General features: G+C 36.5%; 16 protein-coding genes. 14 read left to right on the top strand and 2 right to left on the bottom strand.

Translation table 11 applies throughout. The features are described 5' to 3' along the window. Positions 1–85: 85 nt before the first annotated feature. The 5 genes from prmA (at position 86) to purD (ending at position 5624) form a co-directional block, all read left to right on the top strand. On the top strand, positions 86–988 hold the full coding sequence (gene prmA / locus AC5YDH_RS06160; RefSeq protein ID WP_496117739.1) for a 50S ribosomal protein L11 methyltransferase: 903 nt from the start codon (positions 86–88) through the stop codon (positions 986–988). 22 nt (positions 989–1010) lie between these two features. Continuing rightward, a complete protein-coding gene (locus tag AC5YDH_RS06155; protein ID WP_496117737.1) occupies positions 1011–1871 on the top strand; it encodes an MJ0042-type zinc finger domain-containing protein in 861 nt (286 codons plus the stop codon). Between the two features lie 387 nt (positions 1872–2258). Then, positions 2259–2528, top strand: coding sequence for a DNA-binding transcriptional regulator Fis (gene fis / locus AC5YDH_RS06150; RefSeq protein WP_001086304.1), 270 nt, complete (start codon positions 2259–2261; stop codon positions 2526–2528). A gap of 94 nt (positions 2529–2622) precedes the next feature. Then, complete coding sequence (purH, locus tag AC5YDH_RS06145) at positions 2623–4197, top strand: bifunctional phosphoribosylaminoimidazolecarboxamide formyltransferase/IMP cyclohydrolase (protein ID WP_496117717.1); 1575 nt, start codon at positions 2623–2625, stop codon at positions 4195–4197. A gap of 143 nt (positions 4198–4340) precedes the next feature. Next, entirely contained in the window at positions 4341–5624 is a 1284-nt protein-coding gene (gene purD / locus AC5YDH_RS06140; RefSeq protein WP_496117715.1) for a phosphoribosylamine--glycine ligase, read from the top strand. Positions 5625–5669: 45 nt separating this feature from the next. Here purD and AC5YDH_RS06135 read toward each other — a convergent pair whose 3' ends face one another. Then, complete coding sequence (locus tag AC5YDH_RS06135) at positions 5670–5918, bottom strand: hypothetical protein (protein WP_496117713.1); 249 nt, start codon at positions 5916–5918, stop codon at positions 5670–5672. 145 nt (positions 5919–6063) lie between these two features. After that, positions 6064–6399 carry an FRG domain-containing protein gene (locus AC5YDH_RS06130; protein ID WP_496117888.1) on the bottom strand — a complete coding sequence of 112 codons (336 nt, stop codon included), beginning with the start codon at positions 6397–6399 and terminating at the stop codon, positions 6064–6066. Between the two features lie 651 nt (positions 6400–7050). Between AC5YDH_RS06130 and AC5YDH_RS06125 the strand changes: the two genes are divergently transcribed. The 9 genes from AC5YDH_RS06125 to AC5YDH_RS06085 all read left to right on the top strand — a co-directional run bounded on the left by AC5YDH_RS06125 (position 7051) and on the right by AC5YDH_RS06085 (position 19693). Continuing rightward, entirely contained in the window at positions 7051–7920 is an 870-nt protein-coding gene (locus AC5YDH_RS06125) for a MetQ/NlpA family ABC transporter substrate-binding protein (protein ID WP_496117711.1), read from the top strand. A 73-nt stretch (positions 7921–7993) separates the two neighbouring features. Further along, positions 7994–9019 carry a methionine ABC transporter ATP-binding protein gene (locus AC5YDH_RS06120; protein ID WP_496117709.1) on the top strand — a complete coding sequence of 342 codons (1026 nt, stop codon included), beginning with the start codon at positions 7994–7996 and terminating at the stop codon, positions 9017–9019. Continuing rightward, entirely contained in the window at positions 9016–9711 is a 696-nt protein-coding gene (locus AC5YDH_RS06115) for a methionine ABC transporter permease (protein ID WP_496117707.1), read from the top strand. The genes AC5YDH_RS06120 and AC5YDH_RS06115 overlap by 4 nt, the downstream gene beginning before the upstream one ends. A gap of 266 nt (positions 9712–9977) precedes the next feature. Further along, positions 9978–13547: a DNA polymerase III subunit alpha gene (gene dnaE / locus AC5YDH_RS06110; RefSeq protein ID WP_496117705.1), complete on the top strand. Its 3570-nt coding sequence runs from the start codon at positions 9978–9980 to the stop codon at positions 13545–13547. Positions 13548–13574: 27 nt separating this feature from the next. Continuing rightward, the gene (locus tag AC5YDH_RS06105) at positions 13575–14402 is read left to right on the top strand and encodes an RNA methyltransferase (protein WP_496117703.1); all 828 of its coding nucleotides are present in this window, start codon (positions 13575–13577) and stop codon (positions 14400–14402) included. Between the two features lie 14 nt (positions 14403–14416). Beyond that, a complete protein-coding gene (gene cysE / locus AC5YDH_RS06100) occupies positions 14417–15223 on the top strand; it encodes a serine O-acetyltransferase (RefSeq protein WP_496117701.1) in 807 nt (268 codons plus the stop codon). A gap of 122 nt (positions 15224–15345) precedes the next feature. Further along, positions 15346–16176, top strand: a complete 831-nt coding sequence (locus AC5YDH_RS06095; protein ID WP_496117699.1) for an ABUW_2363 family tetratricopeptide repeat lipoprotein — start codon at positions 15346–15348, stop codon at positions 16174–16176. A 114-nt stretch (positions 16177–16290) separates the two neighbouring features. Continuing rightward, the gene (locus tag AC5YDH_RS06090; RefSeq protein ID WP_496117697.1) at positions 16291–18297 is read left to right on the top strand and encodes an esterase/lipase family protein; all 2007 of its coding nucleotides are present in this window, start codon (positions 16291–16293) and stop codon (positions 18295–18297) included. A 172-nt stretch (positions 18298–18469) separates the two neighbouring features. Next, positions 18470–19693 carry a diguanylate cyclase gene (locus AC5YDH_RS06085; protein WP_496117696.1) on the top strand — a complete coding sequence of 408 codons (1224 nt, stop codon included), beginning with the start codon at positions 18470–18472 and terminating at the stop codon, positions 19691–19693. Positions 19694–19746 lie beyond the last annotated feature (53 nt).

Genomic DNA, 19746 nt, shown 5'->3' with positions numbered 1-19746 from the left:
CTAAACATCATTACTCCAATTTCTAAGCAGTGTTCTTGTAGATCGGCTACAATACTCAAGATATAAAATTTTTTAGGTTATTCCCGTGAAGTGGTTACAAATTCATATTACTGTTGAGCAAGCTCAAGTCGATTTTACCGAAACTCTTTTAGAATCTCTTGGCGCAGTCAGCGTTACTTTAGATGATGCTGAAAATCAAGACTTGCTTGAGCCACTTCCAGGCGAAACACCACTTTGGAATAAAGTGATTGTGACGGGTATTTACGCTCAAGAAGATGATGAAGAAATTGATGTTGCTGCATTAGAAACATTTATTCGCACTCAACTTCCAACCGAACCTATGCGTAGCGAATTTATGGAAGACCAAGAGTGGGAACGCACTTGGATGGATGCTTACGAACCAATTCAAATTGGCGAGAAATACTGGATTGTTCCAGAATGGATGGAACCACCTGAAGCTGATGCAGTAAATATTAAGTTAGATCCAGGTCTAGCATTTGGTACAGGCAACCATGCATCTACATTCCTTTGCTTACAATGGTTAGGCAAAACAGATGTTAAAGATAAAATTGTCATCGATTATGGCTGTGGCTCAGGTATTTTAGGTGTAGCTGCCCTTTTATTAGGTGCTAAAAAAGTATATGCCACAGATATTGACCCACAAGCTGTATTAGCAACACAACAAAATGCAGAGTTAAATGGCGTATTAGAAAACCTATACGTAGGTTTACCTGATGAGTTTAACGAAACATTAAAAGACCAAAAAGCAGATGTTTTTGTAGCAAACATTCTTGCAGGCCCATTAATGATGCTTGCTCCACAATTTGCAACTCTTGTAAAATCTGAAAGTGAATTTGCACTTGCAGGTGTTATTCAAGAACAAGTTGAAGAAGTTTCTAGTGTATATTCTGAATTTTTTGATATATTACAAGTAGAAACACGCGACGAATACTGGTGCAGAATCTCTGGGAAGCGTCATTCATTCTAATAGCACAACAATAGAATAATATATGAGTGAAAAACAAACTACATGCCCTGAATGTCATACGACATATAAAGTTACTGTACCTCAGCTGACTGCAGCTCAGGGCATGGTTTGTTGTCCTAAATGTGAGTTTACATTTAATGCAATTTCATACTTAAACACACCTCATACAGAATTCGATACATCTATTTCTTATCAGTTTACTGAAGCAGAAAAAGACTCAAATGATATAATTACCCAATACACGCCCACTTTAGCGTCAAATGTAGTCAAAATTTTTGATGCCACAGTTGAAAATTCAGCTATTAGCTTAAGAACCTATTTAAACAATTTAAACTATTTCAACCCAGAACCCATTAACGCATTACCCTCACTTAACTTATCTAAAGAAAGTGAGTTTATGAAAGATAAAAAAAATGGCATTGGGTATTATGCGATTTGGGGCCTTATTAATTTTTCTTTAATTATCATTTTCTTGATTCAAATCGTAATAGCCAACCCTAAAATCATAAACAACAACTCCTTTATAAATAGTGCCTACGTTAAAGTATGTAATGTTTTTCAATGTGAAAGCATTATTCAGCAATACAAACTTGTCGACTTAGTTGATATCAAAGCAACCTCAGTCAAGCCTAATTCAACTAAATTGTCTGGTTATGTAATTAACCACAACGAATACAGCCTTGCACTTCCCCTTATTCGTGTAAACTTATTAAACGATAATGTAACTGTGTACTCACATATCTATCGACCTCAAGAATACTTAATTAAAAGTTTGATTGATGTTGAGCGAATTCCGCAAAATAGTCCGTTCAACTTCAATATTATTGTCCCAATCGCTAAAAAAGACTTCAATGACTACCAAATCGAAATCATTAGACCCTGAATATTGAAAAAAACTATTAAAATTTGCAAAAAAAAGTAAAAAAAATGCAGTTTTCTTGCTCACTTTTCTTTTTACAATGGTATGATACGCGCCACGAAAGCTTTGTGCTGCAAACTCCTCGCTTAATTCACAACATAATTACATCCACAAAATGCGCTTTATGAATCTTATTGCGTATTGAGTAGATTTTTTTGTTTACGAATGGTCTGTAACAAATCTTTAACTATTGTTACGCTTAAATTTCGACCAAAGCTCTGAGTTGTGGCAAGCTATACACCAGTTTTAAAATATTCCGTTTTAGGATCTAAAACGGAATATTCGTTAAATTTTATAGACCATATTTATATATCACTTTACCCAAGTGATATTTGTTTCGGATTAATTCGCATGAATAGCAAATCTCCTATTTTTACTGCTCAATCTGATGTTGCTCTTCGTATTCACGTAGATCGCGCAGTTCGCCACTACTTTGCACAATTGCAAGGTGAGCAACCATCACAAGTTTACGACATGGTGTTGGCAGAAATGGAGAAACCTCTTTTATCTGTGGTTCTAGAATATACGCGTGGTAATCAAACTCGCGCTGCCGAGATTCTAGGACTTAACCGTGGTACTTTACGTAAAAAGTTGAAAGCTCACGGTTTAATGAGTGAATAACTGATAAAATGCTTGCGGCTACCGCAGGCATTTTTTTTATCTGTAATATAGCTAATTTGTTTTAATCTGTTCCTTAAAGACTGTGACGAAGATCATGACTATCAAACGCGCTTTAATCTCTGTTTCCGACAAAACTGGTATTGTTGAATTTGCACAAGAACTTGCTGCTCTAGGGGTAGAAATTTTATCTACTGGCGGTACATACAAATTGTTGAAAGACAATAATGTTGCCGTAGTTGAAGTTTCAGAGCACACAGGTTTTCCTGAAATGATGGATGGACGTGTTAAAACACTTCACCCTAAAATTCATGGTGGTATTTTAGCTCGTCGTGGTCTAGACGAAGCTGTAATGGCTGAACACAACATCGATGCTATCGATTTAGTTGTTGTAAACCTTTATCCATTTGCTGCAACAGTTGCTAAACCAAACTGCTCACTTGCTGATGCAATCGAAAACATCGACATTGGTGGTCCTACAATGGTTCGTGCTGCGGCAAAAAACCATGCATCTGTAGGTATCGTAGTCAATGCATCTGACTACTCTACTGTTGTTGCAGAGCTAAAAGCTGAAGGTTCATTAAGCCATGCAACTCGTTTTGACTTAGCTGTTAAAGCATTTGAACATACTGCTCAATATGACGGTATGATTGCATCTTACTTAGGTGCTCGTGTTGGTAAAGAAGAAGGCGAAGCTGATAAGTTTGCTCGCACATTCAACACTCAATTAAATAAAGTACAAGATCTTCGTTACGGTGAAAATCCGCACCAATCTGCTGCTTTCTATGTTGAAGACACAGCTTCTGAAGCGTCTGTTTCAACTGCAAAACAATTACAAGGTAAAGAATTATCTTATAACAACATTGCAGACACTGACGCAGCACTTGAATGTGTTAAGTCATTCGCTAAACCTGCTTGTGTAATTGTTAAACATGCAAATCCATGTGGCGTTGCTGTTTCTCTAGATGGCATTCAAGCAGCTTATGACTTAGCGTATGCAACAGATCCTGAGTCTGCATTTGGTGGCATTATTGCATTTAACCGTGAATTAGACGTTGCAACTGCTCAAGCAATTGTAGACCGTCAATTCGTTGAGGTCATTATTGCTCCAAGCATCGCTGAAGGCGTTTTAGAAGTTACAGGTGCGAAGAAAAACGTACGTGTACTTGTATGTGGCGAACTTCCAGCAATTGATGCACGTCAAGCTCAACTTGACTACAAGCGCGTAAATGGCGGTTTACTCGTTCAAGATCAAGACTTAGGTATGATTACTAAAGATGATCTTAAAGTTGTAACTAAACGCGCTCCTACAGAAGCTGAAATTGATGACATGATCTTTGCTTGGAAAGTAGCAAAATACGTGAAATCTAATGCGATTGTTTATGCAAAAGGCCGTCAAACTATTGGTGTAGGCGCAGGTCAAATGAGTCGCGTAAACTCGGCTCGTATTGCTGCTATTAAAGCTGAACATGCAGGTTTAGTGGTTGAAGGCGCTGTAATGGCATCTGATGCATTCTTCCCATTCCGTGATGGTATTGATAACGCTGCGAAAGCAGGTATTAAATGCATTATTCAACCAGGTGGTTCTATGCGTGATGAAGAAACAATTGCAGCAGCTGACGAAGCTGGTATTGCAATGGTCTTCACAGGCATGCGTCATTTCCGCCACTAAGTTGTAAAACTTAAAAAATAAACCCTCCTTCAATTCAGGAGGGTTTATTACATCAGTATTTTTTTCCATCTTGCGTTAAGATGTGAATGATTTTAAAACCGCATTCGGTTTTTCGGAATTTCATTTTCGAGGGTTTTCTAAAGATGAACATTTTAGTTTTGGGTAGTGGCGGCCGTGAACATGCACTCGCATGGAAAATCGCACAAGACGATCAAGTCGCTAAAGTATTTGTAGCACCGGGTAACGCAGGTAGCGCAACTGAAAATAAATGTGAAAATGTCGCTTTAGACATTCTCGACAATCCTGCAATTATCGATTTTGCAAAAAATAATGCAGTAGAAATGATTATTGTTGGCCCTGAAGCACCGCTTGTAAATGGTGTTGTAGATGCTTGCCGCGAAGCAGGTGTTAAAGTTTGGGGACCAACGCAATTTGCTGCACAGCTTGAAGGCTCTAAAGCTTTCGCTAAACACTTCTTAAAACGCCATAACATTCCAACTGCTTTTTATGATGTATTTACCGAAGTAGATGCAGCTAAAGCATTTGTGGAGAAAAATGGTGCGCCAATCGTGATCAAGGCAGATGGTCTTGCTGCGGGTAAAGGCGTAATTGTTGCAATGACTAATCAAGAAGCATTCGATGCAATTGATGACATGCTTGCAGGCAATAAATTTGGTGATGCAGGTTCTCGCGTTGTTATTGAAGAATTCCTTGCAGGTGAAGAAGCTTCTTTCATTTGTATGATTGATGGCGACAACATCTTACCAATGGCAACATCGCAAGATCACAAACGTATTTTTGAAGGTGACCAAGGTCCTAACACAGGCGGTATGGGTGCTTACTCTCCTGCTCCTGTTGTAACTTCAGACGTTTTTGAAAAAGCCATGAATGAAGTGATGCGTCCAACTGTTGAAGGCATGAAGAAAGATGGTCATGTTTACACAGGCTTCTTGTATGCAGGCTTGATGATTGATGAACAAGGTCAACCAAAAGTAATCGAGTTTAACTGTCGTTTTGGTGATCCTGAAACTCAACCAATTATGATGCGTTTAAAATCATCTTTGGTTGATTTAGTTCAAGCAGGTTTAGATGGTAACTTACCTGCCGAGGCTGAATGGGATGAGCGTAAAACGGTTGGTATCGTTTTAGCGTCTAAGGGTTACCCTGAAACGTCTAGCAATGGCGATGTCATTACAGGTTTAGATACACAAATGACAGATGCTAAAGTTTTCCATGCAGGTACTAAAGCCAATGAAAATGGCGACATCGTAACTGCTGGTGGCCGTGTACTTTGCGTAACTGCACTAGGTAATACGATTGGCGAAGCTCAAGCGAAAGCATTAGAACTTTGTGAAAAAGTAACGTTTGATGGTGTTCAATACCGTAAAGATATTGGTTACCGTGCAATTGCTCGTGAAAATGCTTAATCTATATTTTGATTAAGAAAAACCCCGCTAAACGCGGGGTTATCTTTATTTACTGTATATCCTTTTAATATAAGTTGCGACCTTTTCAATTTCAGGAAAAATAGTTGCTTCGGTAATCCCCAAAATTTCAAGTTGTCCAATTATTCTTGCTTTATCACTATAAGGAATAATTATTTTCTGATCTTTGGTTAAAATCAACTTATCATTCAATTTAGCTGGTTTATCTTTCTTAAAATCATCAATACCAAATAGAAAAAATGCACTATCTTGCCTAATAACACGCTGATTATCCATTCTAGGCTTAACACACAAAACACTAGAGAGAACATCCGGTTCTATACGTGGTTCGAAATGAAGTTTTTCACTTTGTATTTCATAAACTAACTTTTTAATACAGTACTGATTATTAAATTCCTCACACATTTCATCAAAGTCATCATCAAGAAAAAAATAACTTAGTATCTATACTTTTAGGTATATAAAAATCACAAGGAATACGACTTAGGTTTGATAAAATACTTACAGTATCACTATCGTAATATTTAATAGATGATTTAGGAACCTTGATAATTATGAGTTCAGCATCATTCTTAGACTTAGATTGACAAGCAAAGTACAGTGCTATAAGTGGATTTGTAGTAATGTCTAACAATCTTGTTGGAAGTGAGTAATGTTGCATTTTCACTAGGAATTCAAAGGTAGTCTTACAATGCTCAAAATCTTGTGGGCATCTAAGTAGTAGCTCTTTAAAAATAATATGCTCATTTTTTATGATTTCATCACGATAGATATACGGTTCAAGCTTATAGTTTTTATTTGAATGTCCCCTAAAAAAATCGCATGATCATTTGATATCAAATCATATTCATTTAATTTTTTTAAAATTTCTGCAATCCCCAACTGTTGTCTCGACATAAATCACACCATTTTTTCCAAATATTTCAATCATTAACAAACAAACTATTAAACAAATTATATTAAGATATGATTTTCCACAACGGAAACCCTATATTCATTTTTCATCTTTATATCGTAAAAAATCTTATAAAGATGAATAAAGCATTTATTCTTAAGCTATTTAAAATCATCACAATCATAATTTATTGTTTTTTAATGGTTTTAACAAATTAAATCACAACGCTTATCCAATAAATTAGCTAAGCATTCTGATTTTCATCACTATATCGAATAATTATTTATTGTTATGATATTACCAAGTTATGAACATTTCCAAGTCAAACAAAATTTGCCTTTATTTAGTACTCCCTATAAAGTCTTTGTTTAGTATGGAAACAGCCATATAAGTAATTGATTATTAAATAACGATTAAGTTGCACACAGCCAACCTTAACTTGTTATTTAAACAACAATATCTCCAACATTGGTTATCGTAAATTTATATTTTAAATTTACTTAGGATGATGAAATGAAAAAAATTCTCGGACTTATTCTAGGTCTAACAGTTGGCTTAACAGCTTGCTCAAAGCCTGAAGCACCTGCAACTGAAGCTGCTAAAACAGACTCAACAGAATTACAACAAGTTGTAATGGCTTCTACAGGTTCAGATGCTGATATCTGGAATCACATTGCAAGCCTACCTGAAACAAAAGAAGCAGGTATTGATCTTAAAGTGAAAAACTTCACTGACTACGTAGCAATGAATACTGCTGTAGCAAATAAAGAAATTGATATCAATGCATTCCAATCTTATGCATATCTTGTTGCTTTCAATGAATCGAACAAAGATAAAATTATCCCTGTTTCTACAACTTATTTAGAACCAATGGGTATTTATGCAAGCAAAGTTAAAAAAGTTGATGATTTCGCAAAAGGCGCAACTATTGCTATTCCAAACGATGCTGCAAATGAAGCTCGTGCGTTATTACTTCTTCAATCTGCTGGCTTAATTAAATTAAAACCTGATTTTAACCCTGCAACTGGTACACCAGCTGACATCATTGAAAATGTAAAAGAAATTGTAATTAAACCAATTCAAATGGCAACTGCTGTTCGTGTTAAAGACGAAGTAGATGCGATTGTTTTAGGTAATACACTTGCATTGGAAGGTGGTTTAAACGTTCTTAAAGATTCTATTTTCTATGAACCTGTAGACCAAAGCACAAAACTTAACGTAAATATTTTAGCGACTTCTGCAGATCGTGCAAATGATCCTATTTTACAAAAAGTTGGTGCGTTATATCACACTGAAGCCGCTCAAAAATTCATTAAAGAAAAATTTGAAGGTACTAAAGTTGACGTAAATAAACCAATCAGCTATTTAACTGAATCTAAATAGTAATATAATTAAGAATAACTAAAACAGGCAAAGACACTTTGCCTGTTTTTCATTTTAGATTAATTTAGACGATATGATTGAATTTAAAAATATTTCCAAGCATTACACGCTAAACGGCCAAACTATCCGTGCCTTAGATCAAATTAACCTTCAGATTCCAGATGGCAGTATTTTTGGCATTATTGGCTATAGTGGAGCTGGTAAAAGTACTTTAATCCGTCTGATTAATCTTTTAGAACGTCCAAATGACGGTCAGGTGATTATTAATCAAACCGATTTCACAGCTTTAACTCCTGCACAGCTTCGTACCGAACGTGCCAATATTGGGATGATTTTCCAGCACTTCAACTTATTGCAAACAAAAACTGTTGCAGCAAATATTGAAATGCCTATGAAATTATTAGGCTATAGCAAAGCAGAACGTGAAAAACGCTTAAATGAATTATTAGAGTTTATTGATCTAAAACATAAAGCCAATGCCTACCCTGATGAATTATCTGGTGGTCAAAAGCAACGTGTAGGTATTGCTCGCGCTCTTGCCAATCATCCTAAAATTTTATTATGCGATGAAGCAACTTCTGCGCTTGACCCACAAACAACAAAATCTGTTCTAGAACTATTGAAGAAAATTAATAAAGAACAAGGTATTACTATTGTAATGGTTACGCATGAAATGGACGTTATTGAGTCTGTGTGTGACTATGTTGCCGTAATGGAACAAGGTAAAGTGATTGAAACGGGTTCTACTTTAGAAATCTTTAGTCAGCCACAGCATCCAACCACTAAAAACTTTATTCAAACTGTTTTACAGCAACAGCTTCCTGTGAATATTCTAAATAACTTGGCAAATAAAAATGCCAACAGTATTTATTGCTTAAAATTCTTAGGTAGTTCTGCTCAAGAAACTGTTATTCAAGCAGCGATTAAAAAGTTTGATGTAAGTTTAAATATTCTTTTTGCCAATATGACTGAAATTAATGGCACAGTTATTGGTCAAATGTTCATTCAGCTTTTAGGGCAAGATGATACGATCCAAAATACGCTTCAATTCCTTCAAGAAAGTGGCGTGCAAGTTGAGCAAGCTGGAGTAATCGCATGAGAGATTTAATAGTGCAATTGCTAACCTCTTTAACAGCACCATTTTGGACTAGCTCTGTTTCAATGGATCAGTTTGTTACCGCATTGCAAGAAACCCTAAATATGGTGTTCTTCTCAATGATTTTCGGTACGATCTGGGGCTTTGTTCAAGGTATTGCTTTAGTCGCAACACGCCCAGATGGGATTTTGCCGAACAAAGCAATTTACACGGCGTTAAACCCAATTGTGAATGCTCTTCGTTCACTTCCTTTTATTATTTTAATGATTGCAGTTTATCCTTTAACAAAGTTCATTACCGGCACAACTATTGGTACATGGGCTGCCATTGTTCCCCTGACTATTTATGTGGGTCCATATATTGGTCGTTTAGTGGAGTCTTCTCTTTTAGAAGTAAATAGCGGCATTGTTGAATCTGCACAAGCAATGGGTGCAAATCCACTACAAATTGTTTTTAAATTTGTCATTCCTGAAGCGCGTAGCTCACTTATTCTAAACTTGACCACTGCCCTTATTAGCTTAATTGGTGCAACTGCTATGGCTGGTGCAATTGGTGCAGGTGGTATTGGTGATTTAGCAATTTCTTATGGTTACCAGCGTTTCGATGATAGTGTGATTTATTTGACCGTTATCGTACTCATTATTTTGGTTCAAATTGTTCAATCTTTAGGTGAATGGTTATCTCGCTTAAGATAATGCTCTGACAGAATTATTGATAAATAACAGCCCTCTTTCGAGGGCTTTTATTTTTGTCTTTGTATCGATTTTCATTAAAAACATTCAGCTTGTTAAAAATTATTTAATTTAAGTGATACCAATTTAATATTTTTTCATTTGTTAAAGTTTTGATCATGTTATATTTCTATGAAATATTTGATAAAACTTCACCACTTCATTCTAATTACACTCAGAAAAACAGTAGAGCGTGCTAAAATAGCGGGTGTTTTTGCAGGGACTCATTTATGCACTTTGTACATCTTGGTATTCAAACAGAATTTTCAATTACGGAATCTATTGTTCGTATACCTGATCTTGTGAAAGCTGCAGCAGATGACCAAATGCCTGCACTGGCAATTACAGACTTATCTAACTTACATGCAGCTGTAAAGTTTTATGGAAAATGTTTAGGCAAAGGCATTAAACCTATTTTAGGTTCAATTTTACGTCTAAATGATGCAGAACACCGAATTACTCTGCTTTCTATGACTAATAAAGGTTGGCGTAATCTTACGGAACTCGTTTCTGAAGGTTATATTTCAGGTCAACAGCTCGATATCCCTTGTGTAAAAAAAGAATTAATTTTAGAGCAACACCAAGATCTAATTTTACTACTTGGTATGCACAGTGATGTTGGTAAAATGCTATGCACGTCCAACCCACAAAAAGCTGAGCCATTATTAGAAGAATGGGTTGCGAAATTTGGTAATCGTGTTTACTTTGCCCTTACACGGACCAATCATCCTGGTGAAGAAGACTTTATTCACGAAGCGGTAAAATTAGCTAAGAAATACAATATTGGTGTAGTGGCTCATAACGATGTCCATTTCATTAGAAATGAAGACTTTGAAGCACATGAAGCACGTGTATGTATTGCAGATGGGTACGTCTTAGGTGATAGTCGTCGTCCTAAAAATTACACCCCTGAACAATATTTCAAAACATCTGAACAAATGGTTGAGCTATTTTCAGATATTCCCACTGCTATTGAAAACACCTATCACATTGCAAAGCGCTGTAACGTAACACTACGCTTAGGTTTCAATGACCTACCCGATTATCCAATTCCTGAAGGTCATACCATTGACACTTACTTTGCACATTTGTGTGAAGTCGGCTTAGAAGAACGTTTAGATTTCCTCTATCCAATTGAAAAACGTGGTGAAGATTGGGCTGAAGTTCGCAAACCATACGATGAACGCTTAGCCTTTGAAATTAAAATTATTCTAGACATGGGTTTCCCAGGCTACTTCCTTATTGTTATGGACTTTATTCAATGGTCTAAAGGTAATGGTGTACCTGTAGGTCCGGGGCGTGGTTCAGGTGCAGGTTCACTGGTTGCATATAGCTTAAAAATTACCGATCTTGATCCATTACGTTACGACTTACTTTTCGAACGTTTCTTAAACCCTGAACGTGTATCGATGCCCGATTTCGACGTCGATTTCTGTATTGCAGGTCGTGACCGTGTCATTGACTATGTTGCTCGAACTTATGGACGTGAAGCAGTATCGCAAATTGCAACTTTCGGTACCATGGCAGCCAAAGGGGCGATTCGAGATGTTGCTCGCGTATTAGGTAAGTCTTATGGTTTAGCTGACCGTATTTCAAAAATGATTCCAACCAAACCATTAGGTTTGAGTTTAGAAGAATCTATTGAAGCTGAACCACAACTAAAAGACATTGTAACCAACCCTTCTAACCCAGATAACGATGATGCATCTGAAATTTGGGAAATGGCATTAAAGCTTGAAGGTATTACCAGAAATACAGGTAAACACGCTGGTGGTGTTGTAATTGCACCTACAAAACTAACCGACTATTCGGCAGTTATGTGTGATGCAGATGGTACATCGCGTGTTGCTCAATTCGATAAAGATGACGTAGAAGCCGCAGGCTTAGTAAAATTCGACTTCTTGGGTTTGCGTAACTTAACCGTAATTGAAGATGCGATTAAGCATATTAATGCCCGCCCAGATGTGACCGAACCCGTTGATATCTCATATATTCCATTAGACGATAAACCTGCATACGAAATTTTTGCAAAAGCGAATACAACAGCGGTATTCCAATTTGAATCCGTGGGCATGAAAAAAATGCTCAAGGAAGCACGCCCAAGCAAATTTGAAGAAATTATCGCCTTTGTATCGTTATACCGTCCGGGTCCAATGGATCTTATTCCTGACTTTATTCACCGTATGCATGGTGGCGAGTTTGAATATTTACATCCGTTACTCGAAAAAGTACTTGAGCCTACTTACGGAATTATGGTTTATCAAGAACAGGTAATGCAGGCAGCACAGTTCTGTGCAGGCTATAGCTTGGGTGGTGCAGACTTACTTCGTCGTGCGATGGGTAAAAAGAAACCTGAAGAAATGGTGAAACAACGCCAAATCTTTATTAAAGGTGCTGCAGAAAAAGATATTGATGAAGCAACAGCCAACCATATTTTCGACTATATGGAAAAATTCGCAGGCTATGGTTTTAACAAATCACATGCTGCTGCATACGCTTTAGTTGCTTATCAAACAGCTTGGTTAAAAGCACACTATCCTGCGGAATTTATGTCTGCCGTTCTAACTTCGGAAATGCAGAATACAGATAGCATTGTATTTTTAATTGATGACTGCCGTATTAACAAATTAGAAGTCCTTCCTCCTTCTATTAACATGTCTATTTACCAATTCCATGCAAGTAGTCCATCGACTATTGTTTATGGCTTGGGTGCAATTAAAGGTGTTGGTGAAGCTGCAATGCAGTCTGTAATTGACTCACGCATTCAAGATGGTCCTTATAAAGATTTATTCGATTTCTGCCACCGTGTAGATTTGAAAAAAATCAATAAGCGTACTTTAGAAGCACTTATTCGTTCAGGCGCACTCGATTGTTTAGGCATTGAGCGTTCAAGTTTAATGGCTCAACTTCCTGAAGCGGTGCAAGCTGCTGAACAAGCACGCTCAAACCGTGAAACAGGTATTATGGATTTATTTGGTGAAGTTGAAGAAGTTCAACGAAAACCTGCAAAACCTGTAAAACCTTGGTCAGATGAAGTTCGCCTCAAAGGTGAAAAAGACACGTTAGGTCTATATTTAACAGGACATCCTATCGATGTTTATAGAACAGAGTTGAAGTCTTTCGTATCGAATAAAATTAATGAATTAACACCAACACGGCGTGGTGTAACCACTGTATTTGCAGGTTTAGTGGTTGATATTGCCAACTTCCCGAATCGCATGATGATCACACTAGATGATGGCACAGCACGTATTGAAATTTCAGCCAATCACGAACGCTTCCAACGTTTTAAAGATGTGATTGTAAATGAAAAAGTGGTGGTGATTGAGGGTGAAATTTACGAACGTGAAGGCTTTGACCGCCCTATGGGTCGTTTAACCAAAGCATTCAATCTAAATGAAATTCGTCAAAAACGTGCCAACGGTATTCAAATTACATTGGCACCTGAACATATCAGCAAAACATTAAACAAAGATTTGCAAAATATACTATTACCTTACTGTAATGTAGATATGCATACTCACATTCCAGTCCAGCTCAAGCTAGACTTTGACTATGCTTCTACAGAGCTACATTTAGGGATCAATTGGAAAGTTGCCCCATTAGATGAGCTTCTCAGTAAAATTCGTGATTATTTTGGCAAAGATGCCTTATATATCGAATATCACGTGAAATCTAAAGCAGCTAAAGCCGTTAGTTATGAAGCTGCTCAATCTGTTCAAGTTGCACCACCTCCTGAAGGTATGTCTATGGATGATGCAATGGAGCAATATCAGGCACAAGCCGAACAATATTCTTAAGATAAAGACTGTCAAAGTGGAAAAATTATGAGTCATATTGACAATGCTGCTGTTTCAGCACATCTCTCCCATGTGCGTATTGTCATGGTCAATACAACACTACCTGCAAATATAGGTAGTGCATTACGTGCAATGAAAACAATGGGTTTATCTAAATTGGTGCTGGTTTCTCCAAAAACCTACCCACATCCAGATATCAATGCACTTGCAGCTGGCGCAACAGATTTAATTGAACAAATTGAAATTGTTGAAACACTTGAAGATGCAATTAAAGATTGCCACATTGTATTTGGTACAAGTGCACGTAGTCGTACTATTCCATGGCCTTTACTCGATGCGCGCCCTGCTGCTGAAAAATCATTAAAAGCCGTTGTGAATGACAAACAAGAAGTTGCTGTTATCTTTGGACGTGAAGATCGCGGTTTAACCAATGAAGAACTTGCTCTTGCAAATTTTCATGTCACCATTCCTGTCAATACAGATTATGGTGTATTAAACGTCGCACAAGCCATTCAAGTCATTTGTTATGAAATGCGTATGGCTGCAATCGACACTATGGGTAAAGAAGCAAACCCAGAAGCAACCATGCATGTAACAGATACAGAAGATATGCAATGGGATGAACCACTTGTCACACATGAACAAATGGAACAATTTTATCCGCATATTGAAAAAATGTTAGCCGAAATTGAGTTTTTAGACCCTAAAAACCCACGATTACTTCCTTTACGCTTGCGTCGTCTATTTGGTCGTATACAATTAGATCGTATGGAATATCATTTACTTCGTGGCATATTTAGCCGTGTACAAGCACTAAATAATGGCACATGGAAACAGTCGAAGTCTGAAAAATAATGGGGATCAATCCAATGCTTAAACAGCTTAAAGAAGATATAAATGCTGTATTCGCGCGCGATCCTGCCGCACGAAATACCCTTGAAGTCTTAACTACATATCCTGGCATTCATGCATTAATGATGCATCGAGTAGCACATGAGTTATGGAAAAAAGACTGTAAAGGCTCTGCACGCTTACTCTCTTCTTTTAGCCGTTTTGCAACAGGTATTGAAATTCACCCAGGCGCTAAAATTGGTCGTCGCTTTTTTATTGATCACGGCATGGGTGTTGTGATTGGTGAAACAGCAGAAATTGGTAACGATGTCACACTTTATCATGGTGTCACTTTAGGTGGTACAACTTGGAATAAAGGCAAACGCCATCCTACACTTGAAGATGGTGTAGTTGTTGGTGCTGGTGCCAAAATTCTAGGACCATTCACTGTGGGTAAAAACTCTAAAGTAGGATCTAATGCAGTTGTAACAAAAGAAGTACCCGAAAACACAACTGCTGTTGGTAACCCTGCTCGTTTCATTACCAAAGACAAACCTAGTGAAGAAGAAGCACGTCGTCGTGATTATGCTGAAAGTATTGGCTTCCAACCTTATGCAGCAACACAAGACCAATCTGACCCTATTCTTGAAGGTATGCGTGTTTTATTAGATAGAATTCAACAAAATGAAAAACGCATGAATACATTATGTCAGCGTTTATCCTTACTTGATCCTACTTTTAAAAAGCAGCAAGTCAAAGAGCAGCCTTTTAGTGCCGAAGAACTTAAGATTATTGAAGATGTTAGACGTGAATGTGAGGCTCAAAGTAGCCAATCTAAAGCATAATCGTTTTACGTCATAAATTAACAAGCCGTAACTTGCATATTTATGAGTGTTTTTCTAGACTCATAAATATGTGCAATATTACACTCTAAATCACACTTTAAAAAAATGAATGGATGATCATAATGATGCTTAAGCCGTTGGCATGTGCAGTATTATCAGCAACGCTTTTATCTGCTTGCTCAGTTTTACCGACAAGCAAAGACCCGATTGTTTTCAAAGAACCAACTCTTTCTGCTCCTTTTTATGCACTCAATCCATTTAACTATGAAGCTCCCCCAACTTTTGAGCTTGACTTGAAAAAAGCGGGCACAAAAAAATTAATTATTCCTGCAACAAACAGCAAAGTTCGCAATATGACTTATGCAGATAAAGCAGGTAACAACCAAATAGATATCACTGAAATTGATGACTCTCTTCAATTAGTTGAAGGTAAAGCTCGTCATTATCCACCTCGTTTTGCATCTAAAGAAGAACGCAAAGGCTTTCAGCAAAAGATGAAACAAGTTACACAACAACTTGATACTTTAGCTGCCCCAGATAATGCATCTTTTGATGTGCTCATTCGTGCATTTAAAGCAAGTGCGATGGCACGTAACTTAGATTTAGGCGCAGTTTACACTACAAAATCCTTAACTTACGCACAGCGCCTGCAAAAATTAAATAAAGAAGATCCTGAACTTAACTTTTGGTTTGGCTTTACCTTGTCTGAAGGTGGTGGTCAACGTGAAGCAATTCCGTACCTAGACAAAGCAATGAAATCTGGTGTTCAAGAAGCTTATTTAGCTGCTGCAAATAATTATCTTGCAATGGAACAAAAGAAAAATGCGATTCAAGTTCTAAAAAACTATAAGCTTCAATATCCTCAAGAAGCAAATGTTGCAGATCGCTTAATCAATGAAATTGAGAAAAAAGGTCGTTGGAATGTGTGGCAAGTCCTAACTCCGACAAAATAACTTTTTTTGTGTTACTAAATTAAGACCGTTTAAACGGTCTTTTTTTATATTTGATGATTGAAATGACAAATAAAAATCGTATGATGAAATTTGCATATTTAATATATTAAGTCTATGACTCCACTTATAAAAAAAATAACATTCCTAACAACCATAAGTACTTTATTACTACTTTCAGGTTGTCAGGTTGTTAGTGTTAAAACCGTATCGCTCAATGCGACTATTGCGAATGAGCGTGATAGTATTTTATCACGGAACAAATTAAGTGAAGCGAGTCTAAATGTCTTATCTATGACAGGTCAAGATGCTAAAGTTTGCGCTGATGATCCTGATCATTGTGTAAAAGAACTCAAAGAAATTTCTCAAATTCAAGATGAACAATTACTTTCTACTGCAAGTGAATTATATTTAGCAAAAGCACTTGCTTACGAAAACTCATCGAACTGTAAAACAAATATATTAACAAGCCATCGCTCTGAAAAAAAACAAAAGGCTATTCAGCAAGCCTACGACACATGCTTAGATAATCAGCTTCACATGCTTGATCAAAGTATTCGTTACAGCTATGCCTATATGTTTAAAACGAAACGTGATGTCAATGATCGTATTTTTGACAATAGACAAGTTCAAATTCGTGACTTTTATAACCAAGCAATTGCGAAGCTTTCAAATACTCATGCTTTGAAATATAAATACACAACATTTCAACCTAATATGAAAGTTGGCAATAGTATTTACAAGATTAATTTCGACAACTATCCCTTACTCAAAACACAGAAAATTGAAAATGTTATGTCGACCTATAACATGAACTTTTCTGGGTTAAGATCAATTACACGTCGAGATGGTTTCGGTTCTGAATTTTTAATGGTATTACAAGATCCTAATGAAAATTCAATGAACAAAAAAACTGAATACATTACAGATCCTCTGCATCACAAATACCCAAATGACATCAATCCAAATATTCACAATGCACGCTATTTAGCTGTTACGGTTACTGTTGAGCCAGAAAACACATCATCTATAGACGATATTCTATATGGCAAAGTCTTAAATCTAAAAGTGTATGATCCCTATGATCATAGTACTGTGACAGTTGCAGGAAAATCGTATCCTTTAGCTGCAAACTTTTCTGCACCTTATGGTTTATGGCTCGCGCAAAATAATCTAGTTCGCGCTGCATACTTATCACTGATTGACCGTGATGATCGTGTAACTATGCCCCACTTATTTATGCTTGAACCTTATAATCCAAATAAAAAAGTGATTGTTTTAGTCCATGGTTTAGCCAGTAGTCCTGAAGCGTGGGTCCGCTTAACAAATGACATTATGGGTGACCCCGTTTTACGTGATCACTATCAAGTTTGGCAAGTGTTCTATTCAACCAATATGCCAATTCTTGAAAGTCGTTATCAAATTTATGCTCTTATCACACAAACATTCGATCAAGTTGCGCCTTCCGCATCGGCAAAAAAAGACGCTATATTAATTGGTCATAGTATGGGTGGAATTATTTCTCGCTTGCTTGTAAGTGATGCCAATCTCGTTAAACCCACTATAGAATTATTAAATGATAATCGTGCCAATGAATTTAAAGATGACTCTTTGTTTAAAGCACGCTTAGAAATGCAGCCTATTCCTAACTTTAGTCGTGCGATTTTTCTTTCTGCACCACATAGAGGAACTGCTTTTGCTGATCGCTGGTTTACCCTTGCAGCCCGCAAAATTATTAAACTTCCTGGTGCTTTTCTTGGGGCACTTGCAGATACTTTACAAGATGGCAATATACAAAATTTCACGAAAGAACTCGGTCAGGGATTAATTCAAAATGGCCCAAGTGATTTAAGTAATAATTCTAAATTTACTCAAATTACCAAAAATGTTATGCCCTATGATGGATTTAAGTACCACAGTATTATCGGTAACAATACTGCTAGTGATGATATAAATATCATCACCGATGATGTAGTTCCTTATAAAAGCGCCCATTTAGATGGTGCAATTTCAGAAAAAATCATTAAAGGTGGACATTCTATTCAAGAAACACCTGAAGCTGTTTTAGAACTTCGTCGGATCTTAAAACTCCACTTAGTTGACCTCGGCTTATATAAAAAATAACGCCCTACTACAATATAAAAACTCCAATCATTTATTTAAGATTGGAGTTTTTATAACTCATTATATAAAATAATTAATTGAATCAAAGTACTTGCATATACCAAATTAAATATGTTATTCATTTGTACAGATGTATAAGAACAAATTCACACATTATAAGTAGTACCTCGATATGAAATTACACGGTACAAAAGATTTAACTCGCAACGAAATTGATAAATTTATTGCGAAAAAATTGAACTTTTTACACTTTTCAAAACCAATTGAAAATATTTATCGAGAACAATATCGATTTGCTGCGGCTATAGAATTTCGTTATCGCGCCCCACTGGTTTTATTTTTATATGCATTTCTAACTTGGGGTATTTATGAAAATATATTTGATCCTTATTTAAGAAATTTATGGCTATCACTTTATAAATGGGTGGGTATTGCTATTGTGATTGCTTGGCTTTTTTCATTCAAAAAGTCATGGTCAAAATATTTTGATTTTTATATTGGCATTGGAGCAATGTCTGCTGTTGCTATTACTTTCGTCATTATCAATGCACTTGCCACTAGCTATAGCTCAGCCTTATTACATGCTGCCATGATGTATACCATTGTCATTATCTATGGCTTTATTGGGCTACGTTTTTATACGGCTATTATTGCAGGTTGGTTAGGCGGTTTAATTGGAATTTATTGCTCACATTATTATAATTTATATATAGATTGGACCTATTTATTACACACCTACATTTTTAGTAGCTTTTTAGGTATGTCTTTATGTTATGTCATAGATAGACAACATCGAGAAAACTATCTGCAAAACTGTATTATTGAAACCACACAAAAAGAAATATCAGACCAAGCTTTATTACTCGAAGAATTATCTCTCCTTGATCCACTCACAGGCTTAGCCAATAGACGCTATTTAAAGCGGATTTTAGAAGCAGAATGGTCTTTAGCCTGTAAACACCAAGAAGCGATCTCTGTTATTATGCTAGATATCGATTATTTCAAAAATTATAATGATAGTTTAGGGCATATTTCAGGTGATAACTGTTTGCAAAAAATTGCAGCTGAATTAAAAGACCTTACCCTTAACCACTCTGAAATAGCAGCACGATATGGTGGCGAAGAATTCATTTTAGTCTTTCCACAAACAACAGCATTAAAAGCTGAAGAAATTGCGAATTTAATTTTAAACAGAATACATAGACTTGAAATTAAACACCCCAATAGCCCCATCGCACCAATCGTTACCGTAAGCTTAGGTGTCGTAACCACCATACCTAAACAAAATGATTTACTTAGCGATTATATTGAAGAAGCAGACCAAAATTTATATAAAGCCAAAAATGCAGGACGCAATCGCTATAAAATCTCATTAATAAGTGACGTAATCATTTGATTATTTTTATAACAGAATGAGCACTGTTAACAGGTAGTTTTTAGCAAAAAGAC

The sequence above is a fragment of the Acinetobacter sp. FY683 genome (assembly GCF_059515885.1).
Note: the sequence above shows the minus strand (reverse complement) of the source record. Positions and strands in the feature narration are given on the sequence as shown.

Excerpts from the sequence above, each read along its gene's own strand:
- AC5YDH_RS06125 (WP_496117711.1), top strand. The coding sequence starts at position 7,051 with ATGAAAAAAATTCTCGGACTTATTCTAGGTCTAACAGTTGGCTTAACA.
- fis (WP_001086304.1), top strand. The coding sequence starts at position 2,259 with ATGAATAGCAAATCTCCTATTTTTACTGCTCAATCTGATGTTGCTCTT.
- AC5YDH_RS06120 (WP_496117709.1), top strand. The coding sequence starts at position 7,994 with ATGATTGAATTTAAAAATATTTCCAAGCATTACACGCTAAACGGCCAA.
- AC5YDH_RS06115 (WP_496117707.1), top strand. The coding sequence starts at position 9,016 with ATGAGAGATTTAATAGTGCAATTGCTAACCTCTTTAACAGCACCATTT.
- AC5YDH_RS06095 (WP_496117699.1), top strand. The coding sequence starts at position 15,346 with ATGATGCTTAAGCCGTTGGCATGTGCAGTATTATCAGCAACGCTTTTA.
- cysE (WP_496117701.1), top strand. The coding sequence starts at position 14,417 with ATGCTTAAACAGCTTAAAGAAGATATAAATGCTGTATTCGCGCGCGAT.
- AC5YDH_RS06085 (WP_496117696.1), top strand. The coding sequence starts at position 18,470 with ATGAAATTACACGGTACAAAAGATTTAACTCGCAACGAAATTGATAAA.
- AC5YDH_RS06090 (WP_496117697.1), top strand. The coding sequence starts at position 16,291 with ATGACTCCACTTATAAAAAAAATAACATTCCTAACAACCATAAGTACT.
- AC5YDH_RS06135 (WP_496117713.1), bottom strand. The coding sequence starts at position 5,918 with ATGGATAATCAGCGTGTTATTAGGCAAGATAGTGCATTTTTTCTATTT.
- purH (WP_496117717.1), top strand. The coding sequence starts at position 2,623 with ATGACTATCAAACGCGCTTTAATCTCTGTTTCCGACAAAACTGGTATT.
- AC5YDH_RS06155 (WP_496117737.1), top strand. The coding sequence starts at position 1,011 with ATGAGTGAAAAACAAACTACATGCCCTGAATGTCATACGACATATAAA.
- AC5YDH_RS06105 (WP_496117703.1), top strand. The coding sequence starts at position 13,575 with ATGAGTCATATTGACAATGCTGCTGTTTCAGCACATCTCTCCCATGTG.
- dnaE (WP_496117705.1), top strand. The coding sequence starts at position 9,978 with ATGCACTTTGTACATCTTGGTATTCAAACAGAATTTTCAATTACGGAA.
- purD (WP_496117715.1), top strand. The coding sequence starts at position 4,341 with ATGAACATTTTAGTTTTGGGTAGTGGCGGCCGTGAACATGCACTCGCA.